The sequence below is a fragment of the Streptomyces sp. SID14478 genome (assembly GCF_010548525.1).
In the GTDB taxonomy this organism is placed as follows: Bacteria; Actinomycetota; Actinomycetes; order Streptomycetales; family Streptomycetaceae; genus Streptomyces.
The window spans coordinates 1-14455 of record NZ_JAAGMG010000666.1; the positions used below are offsets into that span (position 1 = coordinate 1).

At 69.9% G+C, this 14455-nt stretch carries 14 protein-coding genes and 1 pseudogene; 11 read left to right on the top strand and 4 right to left on the bottom strand.

Annotation, left to right across the window (positions count from 1 at the left end):
* Both G3I40_RS47270 and G3I40_RS21805 read left to right on the top strand, forming a co-directional pair.
* A pseudogene (locus G3I40_RS47270) lies at positions 1-136 on the top strand (ROK family protein); the annotation flags it as partial.
* Positions 137-404: 268 nt separating this feature from the next.
* Entirely contained in the window at positions 405-1316 is a 912-nt protein-coding gene (locus G3I40_RS21805) for a class I SAM-dependent methyltransferase (RefSeq protein WP_164303816.1), read from the top strand.
* Positions 1317-1405: 89 nt separating this feature from the next.
* Here G3I40_RS21805 and G3I40_RS21810 read toward each other — a convergent pair whose 3' ends face one another.
* Complete coding sequence (locus tag G3I40_RS21810; RefSeq protein WP_164303817.1) at positions 1406-3451, bottom strand: NPCBM/NEW2 domain-containing protein; 2046 nt, start codon at positions 3449-3451, stop codon at positions 1406-1408.
* Positions 3452-3754: 303 nt separating this feature from the next.
* On the opposite strand from G3I40_RS21810, the gene G3I40_RS21815 reads away from it, so the two are divergent.
* Both G3I40_RS21815 and G3I40_RS21820 read left to right on the top strand, forming a co-directional pair.
* A complete protein-coding gene (locus tag G3I40_RS21815; protein WP_164303818.1) occupies positions 3755-4324 on the top strand; it encodes a hypothetical protein in 570 nt (189 codons plus the stop codon).
* A gap of 52 nt (positions 4325-4376) precedes the next feature.
* A complete protein-coding gene (locus tag G3I40_RS21820) occupies positions 4377-5279 on the top strand; it encodes an NADP-dependent oxidoreductase (protein ID WP_164303840.1) in 903 nt (300 codons plus the stop codon).
* A 13-nt stretch (positions 5280-5292) separates the two neighbouring features.
* On the opposite strand, the gene G3I40_RS21825 is transcribed toward G3I40_RS21820, so the two are convergent.
* Positions 5293-6291 carry a helix-turn-helix domain-containing protein gene (locus tag G3I40_RS21825; RefSeq protein ID WP_164303841.1) on the bottom strand — a complete coding sequence of 333 codons (999 nt, stop codon included), beginning with the start codon at positions 6289-6291 and terminating at the stop codon, positions 5293-5295.
* Positions 6292-6514: 223 nt separating this feature from the next.
* Between G3I40_RS21825 and G3I40_RS21830 the strand changes: the two genes are divergently transcribed.
* From G3I40_RS21830 to G3I40_RS21840, 3 genes are all read left to right on the top strand, one after another.
* Positions 6515-7099 carry an isochorismatase family protein gene (locus G3I40_RS21830; protein WP_164303819.1) on the top strand — a complete coding sequence of 195 codons (585 nt, stop codon included), beginning with the start codon at positions 6515-6517 and terminating at the stop codon, positions 7097-7099.
* A complete protein-coding gene (locus G3I40_RS21835; RefSeq protein WP_164303820.1) occupies positions 7099-7827 on the top strand; it encodes a cysteine hydrolase family protein in 729 nt (242 codons plus the stop codon). Before G3I40_RS21830 ends, G3I40_RS21835 begins: the two co-directional genes overlap by 1 nt.
* A 181-nt stretch (positions 7828-8008) precedes the next feature.
* Complete coding sequence (locus G3I40_RS21840) at positions 8009-9133, top strand: hypothetical protein (RefSeq protein WP_239091876.1); 1125 nt, start codon at positions 8009-8011, stop codon at positions 9131-9133.
* 42 nt (positions 9134-9175) lie between these two features.
* Here the strand turns inward: G3I40_RS21840 and G3I40_RS21845 are convergent, their stop codons facing one another.
* Positions 9176-9592 carry an anti-sigma factor antagonist gene (locus G3I40_RS21845; RefSeq protein ID WP_164303821.1) on the bottom strand — a complete coding sequence of 139 codons (417 nt, stop codon included), beginning with the start codon at positions 9590-9592 and terminating at the stop codon, positions 9176-9178.
* A 381-nt stretch (positions 9593-9973) separates the two neighbouring features.
* Here G3I40_RS21845 and G3I40_RS21850 point away from each other — a divergent pair, with 381 nt between their 5' ends.
* Positions 9974-10381: an NUDIX domain-containing protein gene (locus tag G3I40_RS21850; protein ID WP_343244988.1), complete on the top strand. Its 408-nt coding sequence runs from the start codon at positions 9974-9976 to the stop codon at positions 10379-10381.
* A 15-nt stretch (positions 10382-10396) separates the two neighbouring features.
* Here the strand turns inward: G3I40_RS21850 and G3I40_RS46520 are convergent, their stop codons facing one another.
* Positions 10397-10573, bottom strand: coding sequence for a hypothetical protein (locus G3I40_RS46520; protein ID WP_203644564.1), 177 nt, complete (start codon positions 10571-10573; stop codon positions 10397-10399).
* A gap of 106 nt (positions 10574-10679) precedes the next feature.
* Here G3I40_RS46520 and G3I40_RS21855 point away from each other — a divergent pair, with 106 nt between their 5' ends.
* The 3 genes from G3I40_RS21855 to G3I40_RS21865 all read left to right on the top strand — a co-directional run bounded on the left by G3I40_RS21855 (position 10680) and on the right by G3I40_RS21865 (position 14412).
* A complete protein-coding gene (locus G3I40_RS21855) occupies positions 10680-11321 on the top strand; it encodes an HAD-IA family hydrolase (RefSeq protein WP_343244989.1) in 642 nt (213 codons plus the stop codon).
* A gap of 81 nt (positions 11322-11402) precedes the next feature.
* A complete protein-coding gene (locus tag G3I40_RS21860) occupies positions 11403-12398 on the top strand; it encodes an NUDIX domain-containing protein (RefSeq protein ID WP_164303824.1) in 996 nt (331 codons plus the stop codon).
* A gap of 199 nt (positions 12399-12597) precedes the next feature.
* Positions 12598-14412 carry an ABC transporter family substrate-binding protein gene (locus G3I40_RS21865; protein ID WP_164303825.1) on the top strand — a complete coding sequence of 605 codons (1815 nt, stop codon included), beginning with the start codon at positions 12598-12600 and terminating at the stop codon, positions 14410-14412.
* Positions 14413-14455 lie beyond the last annotated feature (43 nt).

Genomic DNA, 14455 nt, shown 5'->3' on the forward strand with positions numbered 1-14455 from the left:
CGCCACCTTGTCGTTCGTGCAGCGCCTCACGGTGGCGCCGGCGCTGACGGGCACGGACGCCGGGCTCGTGGGCGCGGCGTCCGCGGCGCTGCGCTCCGGGGCGGCCGTGAACGGTGCGCGGCGACAGGTGGTCTGAGCGCGGCTGACGGGGCGTCAAAAAGGACGCATGTCCTGCCTGTTCACCTGTTGGTTGCCGGGAGGGCGTGCCCCATTTCCCGACAGGGCGGGCATCTCCCGCAGTGCTTGAACTGTGGACGGTTGTCCCTTTACTGTCCCTGAGGCGCAGCGCTCCCACGGTGCCGCGCCTCCTTCATGCCTCTCCCCGCAGCTCTGCGTCCTGGCGGCATCCGTCCCCCCACATGTACGCCGTTACGCCGTTCCCTACATGTGAGGGTCACAGACCTATGCGAGCGCTACTCACCACCAAGACCGCGCGACGTGCCCTGCGCCCCGTCGCCGACCTCATCGACCAGCGCATCGAACGCCGGATCCGCCAGGTGATGGGCGGCGGCGAAGCCGGACTGGAGCGCCGGGTGGCGGCGCTGAGCAATCGCCAGCGCCCGCTGGAACTGCTCCTCGACGCGACCGGGCGCGGTACCTCGCGGTTGCCGGCGCAGGTCCATCTCACCCGTGTCATCGACGAGTTGGAGCGGGTGACCGGGGACCGCGAGGGTGCACAGCGCAATGTCGCGCAGGCGTTCCGACTGCTCATGGCCCTGGAGTCGCTCGGCGTCGGGCGCATAGCCGGCGGCACCATGAACATCTGCGGCAAGCTCTCCGCCGTGCCCCTGCTCGACCCGCCCAACGACGAGGTCCTGGAGATCGGCACCTTGTACGGGATGTTCGGTGCGGCCCTGATCCGGATGATGGAACGCGCGGGCCGCGATCCGCGCCTGACCATCGTCGACCCGCTCGCCGGGCTGCAGTTGCAGCCCGGCACCACCGAGGGCGACGACCCGACGGGCACGCCGGTACGGGGTGCCGCGGTGCGCACCAATCTGGCGCTCGCGGGCGCGGCCGGCGCCGCGGCCAGGATCCAGCAGGGGTTCTCCGGGGACCCCGAGATCCGCGCCCTGGTCGGCGACCGCGCCTACGGCGTGATCATCGTCGACGGTGACCACTCCGCGGCCGGGGTCGGAGCGGACCTGGAATGGGCCGAGGAGATCGTGGCACCCGGCGGCATCGTCGTCCTCGACGACTTCGGGCACGCCAAGTGGCCCGGGATCAAGGAGGCGTTCGAGAAGCACATGGCCGGGAACACCCGGTTCACCTTCCTCGGGCAGGTCGCGAACTCGGGGTATCTGCGCGCCAGGTGACGCATGTTCGGGCCCCGTGGGGGCCGTTTCGTAGCGACGATGAGGGGCGTGCGGAGTGTCTCCCGCACGCCCCTCGATCCGTTCGGGTGTCAGCAGTCCAGCTGTGCGTCACCCCAGTCCGCGTGGTCGGAGTCGACCCCGTCGCCGCCGTCCGTGACGACGAGGCGCACCACCTGAGCGCCCGTCACATCGGCCGAAAGGGACTGCGGTGCATCGGAGTTGGTCAGGACGCCGGTCGAGGCGACCTTCTTGCCGTCGGCCCACACCTCGAACGCGACCGTGCCCTTCGTGTCCTTCTCGTCGTCGACGCCGACCTGCGCCGTGACGCGCTCGCACGAACGGGCCGCGTAGTAGTCGACCGAGCTGGGCGCGTGGACGCCGAGACCCTTGGCGTACACGGTCCCGCCGATGGTCAGCGGGTTCCCGTCGCCCGCCCCGTCCTCGCCGTTGCTGGTGTTGCGTTCCACCGGGCCGTAGCCGTTGCTCGTCGCGAGCCAGGGCAGGTCGCCCAGGTCCGACGCCCCGCTCGGCGGCGCCGTCGCGACGGACGCGGTCACCGGGACCGTACTGGTGACCTTCGTGCCCTGCGGCGAGCGGTAGGTGGCGCGCAGGGTGAGGTCGTACGCACCGGTGGCCGCGCCGGCCGGTGGCGTCACGGTCCACCGCGTCCGCAGGGACTTGCCGCTCGGCACCTCGGACGCCCTCGTCGGTCCGGCCGCCTTGACGGCCCAGCCCTTCCCTGCCGGGCCGCTCACCGAGACGGCCACGTCACGGGCAGGGGTGCGGCCCAGGTCGGTGAACGTGGCGGTGACCTTCGCGGCAGCGCCCGGCTCGACGAACACGCCCTCGTCCAGGCCGAGTTCGGACGCCGGGGGATACGCGGCCCACTTCGGGTCCGCGGCCACGCGCAGCAGCACCGTGCCGTGCGCGGGGACCGTCGCCGCGAGGGTGCCCGCGGTGTTGAAGTCCTTGTGCTGCCACAGATCGCGGGCCGCGTACGCGGTCGCCGAGGGCAGCCCGACCTCCTTCGCCGTGGTCGCGATGCGCTGCGCGGAGCCCGACTCGTTGAACAGGGCGACGGCGCGGCTGCCGTCCTTCATCTCCTTCGACACGACCCAGCGGCCGCCCTCGGACGAGACGACGGTGCCCTGCTTGCCCAGCGGGTCCTGGTCGACGGCGATGACGTCGTGGTTGGAGAGGATCTCGTACGTCTCGTCGGAGGCCTTGCGCAGGTCGGTGCCGATCAGCAGGGGCGACGCCATGACCGACCACATCGAGAAGTGGGTGCGGTACTCGGTGTCCGTCATGCCGCCGTTGCCGACCTCCAGCATGTCGGGGTCGTTCCAGTGGCCGGGCCCCGCGTACTGCGCGAGCGGCAGGTTCTGCTTCATCAGCGAGAGCATCGAGCCCCAACTGTCGCTGATGTCACCGGTGGTGCGCCACAGCTGTCCGACGTCGCCGGCCCACTCCCACGGCTTGTTCTCGCCCCACTCGCAGATGCTGTAGACGATGGGGCGCCCGGTCGCCTTCAGCGCGTCGCGCATCGTCGTGTAGCGCTGCTTGGCGTCGACGCCCTGGTTGTTGCAGTTGTCGTACTTGAGGTAGTCGACGCCCCAGTCGGCGAACTGCTGGGCGTCGCTGTACTCGTGGCCGAGCGCCCCGGGGAATCCGATGTCGCTGCAGGTCTTCGTGCCGGCGCTGGTGTAAATGCCGAGCTTGAGGCCCTTGGAGTGGACGTAGTCCGCAACTGCCTTGATCCCGTTGGGGAAGCGGGCCGGATCGGGCACGAGCTTGCCGTTCGCGTCCCGCGAGGGCAGGGCCCAGCAGTCGTCCAGGTTCACGTACTGGTACCCGGCGTCCTTGAGGCCCTTGTCCACGAACAGGTCGGCGATGCCCTTCACCATCGCCTCGTCGAAGTCCGCGCTGCAGTGCGTGGAGTTCCAGTTGTTGAAGCCCATGGGCGGGGTGAGGGCCGGCCCTTCGTCGGGCGCGGGGGGTGCCTCGGCCTGCGCGGCGGTGGGCGTGGCGGATGCGGGTACCGCCACGAGTCCACCGGTGCAGAGCACCGCGACGGCCATTGCTCCGACGACTCTTCGCCGGACGGTTCCGGTGCTGCGGGTGGGAAGACGACGCATGGTTACGCTCCTCCGTACTCCCGGAAAGGGGGGATGTCTGCATGTACGTGTCACTGGCGCGCGATTACGGTAGGCCGTGTTGGAGTCTGTTGGAAGAGTGGCAGTAAGAAGTCGCTCGACGCGGTCTTCGCGCCGTACGTGCACGAGCCCGACAAGACCGGCAAGGTCAACACCACGGAACACAACGAGTTTCAACAGAACTTCGCGCGCTACCTCCTGGTGGGAGGTCCGTCGGCCGAAAATGCCGCGACTGCGCCGGGGCGGGCGATCATCCTGGTGGTCCGACCCCTGAGAGGACTCGCCGTGCAGAAGATTCCCACCCTGTTCGTCCGCGATCCGCAGGACCGCCGCCGTGTCCTGCCCGAGGTCGCCCCGGGATGCGAGTGGGTCATCGAGGGGTACGGCGTCGCCACCCGCAAGTACGACGGGACCTGCGCCCTCCTCGACGAGTCCGGCGCGTGGTGGGCCCGACGGGAGGTCAAGCCGGGCAGGAGCGAGCCGCCGCACTACGTGCCGGTCGAACGGGACGAGGTGACCGGCAAGACGATGGGCTGGGAGCCGATCGGCCAGTCGTCGTTCGCGAGGTTCCACGCGCAGGCGCTCGAAGCCGAGGGCGTACCGGAGCACGGGACGTACGAACTCTGCGGTCCGAAGGTCAACGGCAACCCGGAGGGCCTCGACCGGCACGTGCTGATCCGGCACGCCACCGCGGAGAGGCTCGCACCCGGCCTCGACGCGCGCACCTACGACGAGATCGGCACCGTACTCGCGGGTCGCGGCTGGGAAGGCCTCGTCTACCACCACCCCGACGGGCCCATGGCGAAGATCAAGGCGCGGGACTTCCCGCCCGCGCCGGGCCCGGGGAGGGGCTGAGATACTGGCGCCCGCAGAGCGCACCGTCCCGGGGGTGAGATCGGAGCACGTGATGAAGGCAGTCCGCTACAGCAGTTTCGGGGGCCCGGAGGTCCTCGAACTCGTGGATCTCCCCGATCCGCACCCGGGGCCCGGCCAGGTCCGGATCGCGGTGCGCGCGGCCGGCGTCAACCCGAGCGACTGGAAGAAGCGCCGGGGGCTGATGGACCCGGAGCTGCCGGGGACCCTGGGCCACGAGGCGGCGGGCGTCGTCGACGAGCTCGGTCCGGGCGTCACGGACGTCTCCGTCGGGGACCGTGTGTTCGGCTTCACCGCCGAGGAGGGGGCCCAGGCGGAGCGCGCGGTGCTGTCCCACTACGCCCCGGTGCCGCCCTCGCTCGGCTTCGCCGACGTCGCCGCGATGCCGGCCGCCCTGGAGACGGCCACGCGCGCGCTCGACCAGCTGGGTGTGCAGAGCGGCAGCACCGTGCTCGTCAACGGGGCCTCCGGAAGTGTCGGCAGCGCCGCGGTGCAGCTCGCCGTGGCGCGCGGTGCGCGGGTGATCGGCACCGCAGGTCCGGCGAACCAGGAGTACCTGGGATCGCTGGGCGCCGAGCCCGTCGTCTACGGCGACGGACTCGTCGAGCGGGTCCGCGCCCTCGCCCCGGACGGCGTCGACCTCGCCCTCGACGTCGCCGGGAGCGGCGTGCTGCCGGAGCTGATCGGCCTCACCGGCGGCGCGGACCGGGTCATCACGGTCGCCGATTTCGCCGGGGCCCAGGCGCACGGGGTGCGGTTCAGCCGCGGGGACGCCGGCCGCGCGCTCCATGTGCTGGGCGAGATCGGCGAGTTGATCGACTCGGGGCGGTTCTCCCTGCCGGCCGTGCGGACCTTCCCGCTCGCTGACGTGGCCGAGGCGCACCGGGCGGGCGAACGGGGCCGTGTCCGAGAAAAGCTCGTGCTCCTGGTCGGCTGACGTTCCCGCGGCGTCAGGGCGCGGGGCGCACCCGGAACCGGCGCCGGTACTCCGTCGGCGTCGTGTTCAGGCGCCGCCGGAACGCCCGCACCAACGTGTCCGTCGTACCGAACCCGCAGGCGGACGCGATGCGTTCGAGGGTGGCGTCCGAGGACTCCAGGTCGTGACGGGCCTTCTCGACCCGCACGGATTCGATGTAGGCGTGCGGGGTCATGCCCAGCTCCGTCTTGAACAGGCGGGTCAGATGGCGGTCGCTGACGTGGGCGTACGCGGCGAGGTCGACGACCGTCAGCGGCTCGCCGATGTGGCGCAGGATGTGGTGGCGCAGGTCCTCGATGCGCCGCGTCGTGGAGACCTGCTCCAGCGGGACGCTGAACTGGCTCTGCCCGCTGGGCCGTTTGAGATACATGACCAACTGGCGGGCGACGCGCAGGGCGACGGCCTCGCCGAGGTCGTCGGCGATCAGGGCGAGGGAGAGGTCGAGGCAGGCGCTGATGCCCGCCCCGGTCCAGACGTTGTCCTCGCGGATGAAGATCGGGTCGGCGTCGACCTTCACGGCGGGGTGATCGGCGGCCAGTTGCTGCGCGGTGGACCAGTGGGTGGTGGCGCGCTTGCCGTCGAGCAGGCCGGCGGCGGCGAGCAGATGCGCGCCCACGCACACGGAGGTGATCCGGTGGGTGCGCCCGGCGAGCACCCGCACCCACTCGACCAGCGCGGGATCGACGAGCGGATGGACCCGGCGCTCCTCGTCGACCTGCACCGCCCCGGGCACGATGAGCGTGTCGATACCGCCCGCCGCGGCCTCCTCGAAGGTGAGGTCGGGGAGGATGCGGACCCCGGCGCCGGTGGTGACCGGGTCCATGGACCGCGCGGCGAGCAGGACCTGATAGCCCGCGGCCTCCTCGGTCTCCCGCAGCGCCAGGGAGAACACCTCCGGCGGGCCGGTGACGTCGAGCAGGTCGACGCCCTCGAAGAGCACGATGACGATGCGGCGTGCGACGGTGTCCGGCACGAGGTCCCCTGGTCGGTCGTGGGTGAGCGGTGAGCGGTCGTGTGTGTCCGGCACGACGGGCGTCATGGCCGGTCGTGGGCGTCCGGGCGACACGCGTGGGCATGTCGGTATCTGCATGTTAGACGTCATTGCCGCCATCGCGGCCGGGCCATAGCGTTAAGGACGTGGCCAGGCGGAATCCGCGGGCCGCACTTCACACCCGTAACTCGAAGGCGGTACACCCATGTCTCGAACCACGCTGCGCGAGCTCAACGGCTTCGATCAGACGCCCGCGAAGCTGGCGGGGTCGACGCTGATCCTGATCGACTTCCAGAACACCTACACCCAGGGCGTGATGGAGCTCGACGGCTGGGAGAAGTCGCTCGACGCCGCCGCGCAGCTGCTGGCCAGGGCCCGCCAGGAGGGCACGAAGGTCGTGCACGTCATCAACGACGGCGGCGAGGGCACCCCGTACGACATCCGTGCCGAGATCGGTCAGATCCACCCGAAGGTCGCGCCGGTCGACGGTGAGGCGGTCGTCGTGAAGCAGGCCCCGAACGCGTTCGTGGGCACCGATCTCGACACGCACCTCAAGGACGGCCAGGACGTCGTCATCGCGGGCTGGATGACCCACATGTGCGTGGCCTTCACCGCGCAGGGCGCGTTCCTCAACGGCAACCGGCCCACCGTGGTCGCCGAGGCCACCGCGACCCGCTCCCTCCCGCTGGTGGGCGCCGACATCGAAGCCCGTCAGGTGCACTACAGCGCCCTCGCCACCATCGCCGACCTGTACGGGGTCGTCGTCGCGACCCAGAAGGAGATCGTCTGATGAAGCTGCTCCGTACCGCCGCCGCCCTGGGGGCGGCCGCCGTTCTCGCGGCCACGGTCACCGCCTGCGGAGGCAGTTCCGAGGCCGCCACGCGGACCGGCGTGCAGGACAAGGGCCGCGACAAGGGGCACGAGAAGAACTACGCGAAGGACACGACGACGCTGCGCCAGCTCATGAAGCTGGACGAGACCCCGGCGAAGCTGTCCGACGCGACGCTGGTCCTCGTCGACTACCAGAACGTCTACACCGACGGCGCGATGGAACTGACCGGCTGGCGCGATGCGGTGGAGAACACCAAGTCCCTGCTCGCTCGCGCCCGCGCGGCACACACGCCGGTCATCCACATCGTGGAGAAGGGCTACGACCTCAAGTCGAAGGCCGGGCAGATCATTCCGGCGCTCAAGCCCGCCAAGGGCGAGGCGGTCGTGGAGAAGGCCGTCCCCAACGGCTTCCACGAGACGGACCTCGACGAGGAACTCAAGAAGACCGGCCGCAAGAACGTCATCATCTCCGGCTTCATGACGCACATGTGCACCCTGTTCACCGCCGAGGGCGCCGTCTACCACGGCTATCACCCGACGGTGGTCGGCGACGCCTCCGCGACCCGGCCGCTGCCGGTGAACGGCAACCCCCGCGGCATCCCGGCCAAGCAGGTGCACGAGGCCGCGCTCGCCACCATCCAGGACCGCTTCGGCGTCGTCGTGCCCAAGCAGCGCGACATCAAGTAGCACTCGCGCCCACCCCTTCCGCGCTTCTCGCAGGGGTGGGCGCCGACGCCTGTCTCCTCCCACTCCGCACTTCCCCATCCCCCCATCCCCCCATCCCTCCAAAAGTGAGGCTTCCCCCCATGAAGAAGCTCCCCCCAGTGAAGAAGAAACCGATGTCGAAATCCCTTGGGAGAAAACGAAGATGGCTACGCGCAGAGGCTTTATAGGCGGCGCTACCGGTGTCGGCACCGCGGCACTGCTCGGCTACGGGGCGACCCCGAGCGCCGCGGACACCTCCGTGGAGGCCGCGGCGGTCAGTCAGGAGCAGGCGCGGGAATCCATGTTCGCCGTGAACTCCGGAATGCGCGCCAACTACGCGACGCTGAAAGCCGAATTGATCAAGCACCTCTCCCCGGTGGTCGTGGTCCAGAACGACGCCAAGGGGGGCCGGTTCACCCTCGTGACCAAGGACGGCCAGGAGTCCGTCAATCCGGTGGACCAGACGTTCGAGCTGGCGAAGTCCATCGCCCACGTGCCGCTGGGCATCTTCTCGGTGATCGCCTCCTATCTGGCGGACAAGATCCCGAACCTGCCGGGCGCGGACCGCATCGACCCCCACGACCTGGTCATGGTGGCCTTCAACGACGACACGTCCACCGCCTGGATCGAACCGCTCCACGCCTATGCCGCCAAGCTCACGACGGCGCGCGGCAACCTCGCCGCCGCGAACCTGCCGGCCGCCCTCACCACGTCCTGCGGCAACATCCTCGACGCCGCCCTGGCGTTCATCGAGACGTCGGTCGCGGCCGAGCACTTCGACATGAAGTCCTTCGAAGACTTCTCCGGTGGTGTCTATCCCGACATCCGCGTCAACATGGAGCATGCCTCGCGGGCCCAGATCGCGGGGGTGCGGGACATCATGAAGACCTGGCGTGCCAAGACGGGTGAGCAGGCGTGGGCGGACCTGTACTGCGTGGTCATCTCGCAGTGGACCACCAGCGTGCTCAACCAGAACACCATCATCATCAAGGACTGCATGAACGCGGCGAAGGTCGCCACCCACCTGATCGACCTGCCCGGCCTGGAGCCGCCGGCGGACCCGGTCTTCACCGCGCTCGACAACCTCGCCCGCATCGTGCAGGACAACGTCGCCGCGGAGATGGTGTTCCCGAAGGACACGGTCGTCGCCGACGCCCTCAAGGGCCAGCAGGACCTGCTCTCCGACGAGATCCTCGACCAGCTCGGCAGCACCTCGCTGAAGGCGCCGGCCGCCCCCTCGTACAACACGCTCACGTCCACCTCGGCGGTGTGCCCCGTGAAGCACTGACGGCCGGCGCGTGCGGGGCGGCGGCGGGGAGGACGGAACGGTTCAGCGCAGCGCCTCCTCCACCGTCGCCACCGGCCCCAACGACCGCGTCAGGCCCGAGAGTTCGATGATGCGGAGCGTCAGAGGGTGGCGGCAGACGACGGCGACGCGGCCGTCGCGTGCGCGGGCCCTGCGCCGGGCGCGCACCAGCAGGGAGAGCCCGGAGCAGTCGAAGAACGTGGTGCCCGTCAGGTCGATCACCACGACGCGGTAGGGGCCCGCCGTCACGGCGTCGAGCAGCGGAGCCGTCCGGTGGAAGGCGAGGAGGTCGATCTCGCCGGAGAGTTCGACGACTGCGCAGTCGCCGACCGTACGTATCACCGGAGCGTGCTCGGAGTCGTCCGCCCCGGTCGTCCGGGTGAGCCGGTGGAAATCTCCGAAGTCATCGGAGAGGTAGTCCTGTTGGTTGCCCTGTCGCATCGGTTCCCCCGGGCCGAGCACTTGTCCGGCTCCGGGGGAGCCGTCCGCGCTGCCGCATGTCTCGTGCGAACGAATCGGGAGGTCACCGGGGGCTGGGGTACCTGATCGGCCACGCTATCGGCAGTCCTTGTCCGAGGGGGTGCCGTAACGATTCCGGGCACCCCCACGTCACTTGATGGAGTGAATTGGAGGCTGTCTGCTTGACATTGTTTGAGCCGACTCACACGCCAGAACCGAACGGTGGGAGCCGACAGCCGGTTTCCGCGAAGGGGCCGACCTGCCCGTGGGCCCGCTGGCACCCGTACGGTTCCCTCGGTGCGGCCGCACCGGACGGCCGACCACGGGAGGGCACGCAGCATGGAGGCTCGGCCGCGGACGCGCGTGTCCGCATACGCACTGGCGCTCAGGGAGGGCCGCGTCCTGCTCGCCCGCCTCTCGGACGCGTCACCCGTCTTCGAGCCCGGCCTGTGGCATCTGCCCGGTGGCGGCATCGACCACGGCGAGCAGCCCGTGCAGGCGCTGGAGCGCGAACTCCGCGAGGAGACGGGCCTCGATCTCGTCGAGGCCCGGCTCGTCGACAGCCGCGCCTACACGGCCCAACGGGACGGCGTGCACTGGCACTTGATCGCCCTGTTCTACGCCGTCCGACTCGCGGGCGAGGTACCGGAAGTCGTCGAGGTGGCGGGCTCGACGGAGGCGGTGGAGTGGATCCCGCTCGCCGCACTGGACGAGACGATGCTCTCCCCGGCGGCGGCCGACGGGCTGCGGTGGCTTGCGGCGGAGGCCTGAGGGCCCCGCGCTCTTCTAGGCGGCCTTCACAATCTCCCCACGCACCGCGGCGGCCCACTCCACGACGAGCACCTCGTACTCACGGCGCTGCGCGGCGCTCAACCGGCCGCCTGAGCGCGCCAACAGACCGCGGATCTGCTCGTTCAGCTCGTCTGCGGAGCGAACGGAGTCGTGGCCATCGGTGGTGATCATGTGAAGAGACTAGCGTGCGGCACTGACACCATGCCTCCGACTTATGGACCGAGGGCGGCCAGGAGGTGACCATCGGGCCTTCGGCCCCGTGTGGTGTGCTGGGGGCGTGACGGCTTCCGAGAGACCCGGCAGGACCTTCGACGCGGTGCTGTGCGACCTCGACAACGTGATCCGGTTCTACGACATGACGCCCTTGTCGGCGCGGGAACGGGCGGCGGGTGTGCCCGAGGGCATCACGGCGGAGCTGGCGTACGCCCCCGCCGTGGATCTGCCGCTCCTGCTCGGCAGGGCCACCACACAGGAGTGGGTGGCTTCCGTGACGTCCGCCCTGGTCGCCCGCGTCCGGCTCGCGCCCGCTCGCGCGCGGGAACTTGCGCAGGCGTTGGCCGATGCGCCGTTCCGAGCCGACGCCGCCGTGGTCGCGCTGCTGCGCCGCCTTCCCGAGGGCATGCCTCTGGTCCTGGTGACCAACGCGACCCTGGACCTGGAACGTGACCTGGAGGCGATGGGGCTCGCGGATCTCGCGGACCATGTCGTCAGCAGCGCCCGCGAAGGGGTGGCCAAGCCCGACCGGGCGATCTACGACATCGCGGTCGCGCGGGCCGGAGTCGCTGCCGACCGGTGCCTGTTCGTGGACGACCGGCGGGAGAACGTCGAGGCCGCCACCGCGCTGGGCATGACCGGGCTGCACTACCGCCGCCCCGCCGACCTCCATGGAGTGCTCGGACCCTTGGTCGCGACCGGGTGATCAGCCCTCTCATCAGCGTCTGGTTTCCGTGGCAGGGTGTTGCGGGCAAGCCTTTGGGGGCCGACGGAAGAGGGGGGAACCGTGATCGTCTGGGTCAACGGGGCGTCCCGCGCGGGGAAGACCACCGCCGCACGGGAGCTGATCGATCTGATCCCGAACAGCACGTTCTTCGACCCCGAGGTGATCGACGGCGAACTGGAGCGGCTGTTGCCGCCCAAGCGGCTCGCCGAGGTGAGCGACCAGCAGGACCTGCCGATCTGGCGGCGGCTCGTGGTGGACACGGCGGCGGCTCTGCTCGCCGAGCTCGGCGGCGTGCTCGTGGTGCCGATGGGGCTGCTGCGACAGGAGTACCGGGACGAGATCTTCGGCGGCCTCGCCGCGCGCCGGATCCCTGTGTGCCATGTGCTTCTTGCTCCAGGGGAAACGATCCTGCGCGCACGCGACCCGGGCGGCGAGCCCCCGGCCGACATCGAGCCCTACCGGGCCGCGCTCGCGGGCTGGCTGTCCGCCGACGCGTACCCCATAGACAACGGGGCGCTGTCCCCGCGCGAGACCGCCGTGCGGATCGCGGCCGCGGTCGGCGCGGGCGACGCACCGCTGTGCGACATCGTGCAGACGCCCGCACCGACCGCCGAGACGGTCGCCGCGGGCGTGCTGCTCTTCGACGACCAGGGGCGGGTGCTGCTCGTCGACCCCACCTACAAGCCGGGCTGGGAGTTCCCCGGCGGCGTCGTAGAGCCCGGCGAGGCGCCGGCGCGGGCCGGCGTGCGGGAGGTCGCCGAGGAGACCGGCATCGAACTCGTCGACACACCAGGGCTGTTGGTCGTCGACTGGGAGCCGCCCGTGCCGCCCGGCTACGGCGGGCTGCGGCTGCTCTTCGACGGAGGCCGCCTGGCGGACGCCGCGGCGCAGCAAGTGCTGCTGCCCGGACCGGAGTTGAGGGACTGGCGGTTCGTGAGCGAGGACGAGGCCCAGGTCCTGCTGCCGCCGGTCCGTTTCGCGCGGCTGCACTGGGCCCTTCGCGCACGCGAACGCGGCGCCGCGCACTATCTGGAGGCCGGAGTTCCCGTCGGCTGAAGGGTCTTGGGGGACTGACCGTTCCTTTGCCATTGGTGGGAGTTCTCGAGAGGAAACCTAGGCCGGAACGTCATGTTTCTGGTATGGCACGGGAGCACACGAAGGTGCCGAACAGCTCTACCGTGAATGCGCAGCTCACCTCTTGCGGCCTCGGGCCGCCTCACCGGGCCGGACATGTCTGCCGGCCGAACGGAGGGACATGCGCGCGCCTTCAACAGCCCTCACGAGGGGCCTCACTCTCGCTGCCGGACTGACCCTGGTCCTGGCCGCGTGCGGCGGTGGCGGAGACGGTGGCGGCGAGAAGGGCGGCTCGGCAGGGCTCTCCTCGTGCGGCACCCAGGGCAAGGCCAACACCTGCAACGCCGGTGACACCAAGTCCGGCGGCTCCTTCACCTACGTGATGGAGAAGAACATCCAGCAGTGGAACGTCCAGGACGCCAACGGCAACACCTTCGAGAACGGCGAGGCGCTCGGCGTCGTCCTGCCCGCGGTGTTCGTCCCGCAGCCCGACTTCACCGTCAAGCTCAACACGGACCTGGTCAGCTCGGCGACGATGACCAAGAGCAGTCCGCAGACCCTCGTCTACAAGATCAACCCGGACGCGAAGTGGAACGACGGGACCGCCATCTCCGCCGACGACTTCGTCTACTACTGGCGGACGAACAACGGCAAGGACTGCCCGCCGCCGCCACCGAGCGACGAGAGCCAGACCAAGGGGTGCCTGCCGCAGTCGACCGCGGGCTACGACCGGATCAAGTCGGTCACCGGGTCCGACGGCGGCAAGACGGTCACCGTGGTGATGGCCAAGCCGTACTCCGACTGGAAGCAGCTCTTCGGCGCCGGATACCCGCTGTACCCGGCCCACGTCGGCGAGAAGGCCGCCGGGGCGAAGGTCGGCGACGCCGGGTCCATGACGGCCGCTCAGATGGCCAGGTCCTGGGTGTACTTCGGCAAGACAGCGCCGAGCAAGTACGCGACGGCGGGTCCGTACAAGATGCAGGACTGGACGGACAACGACCACGCCACCTTCGTGCCCGACCCGAAGTGGTGGGGAAAGACGAAGCCGACCCTCGACCGGCTGATCTTCAAGGTCATCACCGACGCGACGCAGGAGCCCATCGCGCTGCGCAACAACGAGGTGCAGGCGATCTATCCGCAGCCCGAGGTCGACCTCGTCAAGCAGCTCAAGGACATCCCCAAGGTCACGTACACCATTAGCAACGGCCTGAACTGGGAGCACTTCGACCTCAATCTGCACAACCCGGTGCTGGGCAAGTACAAGCCGCTGCGCCAGGCCATGTTCACGGCCATCAGCATCAAGGACATCATGGCCAAGACGGTCGGCCAGTTCGACCCGAAGGTGAAGCAGCTCGGCAGCCACATGCAGGTGCCCGGGCAGGCGGGCTACGAGGACACGGTGACCGCCAGCGGCCAGGGCTCGGGCGACCTCGCGAAAGCGAAGAAGTACCTCACCGACGCCAGGTTCACCGGTGTCGGCAGCGCCCTCAAGACGCCGGACGGCAAGGCCGTCGGACCCTTCAACTGCCGCTACACGACCGGTAACCAGCTGCGTCAGAGCGAATGCCAGATCCTGCAGAGCTCGCTCGCCAAACTCGGCGTCAAGGTGACCATCAAGCCCATCGGCGCCGCCGATCTCGGCACGGTCCTGCAGGGGCACCAGTACGACATCATCGTGTTCGCCTGGGTCGCCTCGCCGTTCCCCACCAGCAACGCTCAGCAGAACTGGGTGACCGGCGGAGGCGGCAACTACGGCGGCTACAGCAACAAGCAGGTCGACGAGCTCGTCACACGGTCCGTGGGCGAGACGGATGCTGCGAAGGCCGCCGGACTCCTCAACCAGGCGGACAAGCTGATGGTCGACGACGCCTACGTGCTGCCGCTGTACCAGAAGCCGACGCTCCTCGCGGTGCAGACCCGGTTCGTGAACATGCGGGACAACGCCACCAACGTGGGGCCGCCGTACAACACGGCCGAGTGGGGTCTGAAGAAGTAGCCGATCCGTCAACTCGACTGCCCAGCAGCCCACTTCGGGCCCG

Bases quoted from the DNA above. Each gene is read 5' to 3' on its own strand.
- G3I40_RS21805 (WP_164303816.1), top strand. From the start codon at position 405: ATGCGAGCGCTACTCACCACCAAGACCGCGCGACGTGCCCTGCGCCCC.
- G3I40_RS21810 (WP_164303817.1), bottom strand. From the start codon at position 3,451: ATGCGTCGTCTTCCCACCCGCAGCACCGGAACCGTCCGGCGAAGAGTC.
- G3I40_RS21820 (WP_164303840.1), top strand. From the start codon at position 4,377: ATGAAGGCAGTCCGCTACAGCAGTTTCGGGGGCCCGGAGGTCCTCGAA.
- G3I40_RS21830 (WP_164303819.1), top strand. From the start codon at position 6,515: ATGTCTCGAACCACGCTGCGCGAGCTCAACGGCTTCGATCAGACGCCC.
- G3I40_RS21835 (WP_164303820.1), top strand. From the start codon at position 7,099: ATGAAGCTGCTCCGTACCGCCGCCGCCCTGGGGGCGGCCGCCGTTCTC.
- G3I40_RS21840 (WP_239091876.1), top strand. From the start codon at position 8,009: ATGGCTACGCGCAGAGGCTTTATAGGCGGCGCTACCGGTGTCGGCACC.
- G3I40_RS21845 (WP_164303821.1), bottom strand. From the start codon at position 9,592: ATGCGACAGGGCAACCAACAGGACTACCTCTCCGATGACTTCGGAGAT.
- G3I40_RS46520 (WP_203644564.1), bottom strand. From the start codon at position 10,573: ATGATCACCACCGATGGCCACGACTCCGTTCGCTCCGCAGACGAGCTG.
- G3I40_RS21865 (WP_164303825.1), top strand. From the start codon at position 12,598: ATGCGCGCGCCTTCAACAGCCCTCACGAGGGGCCTCACTCTCGCTGCC.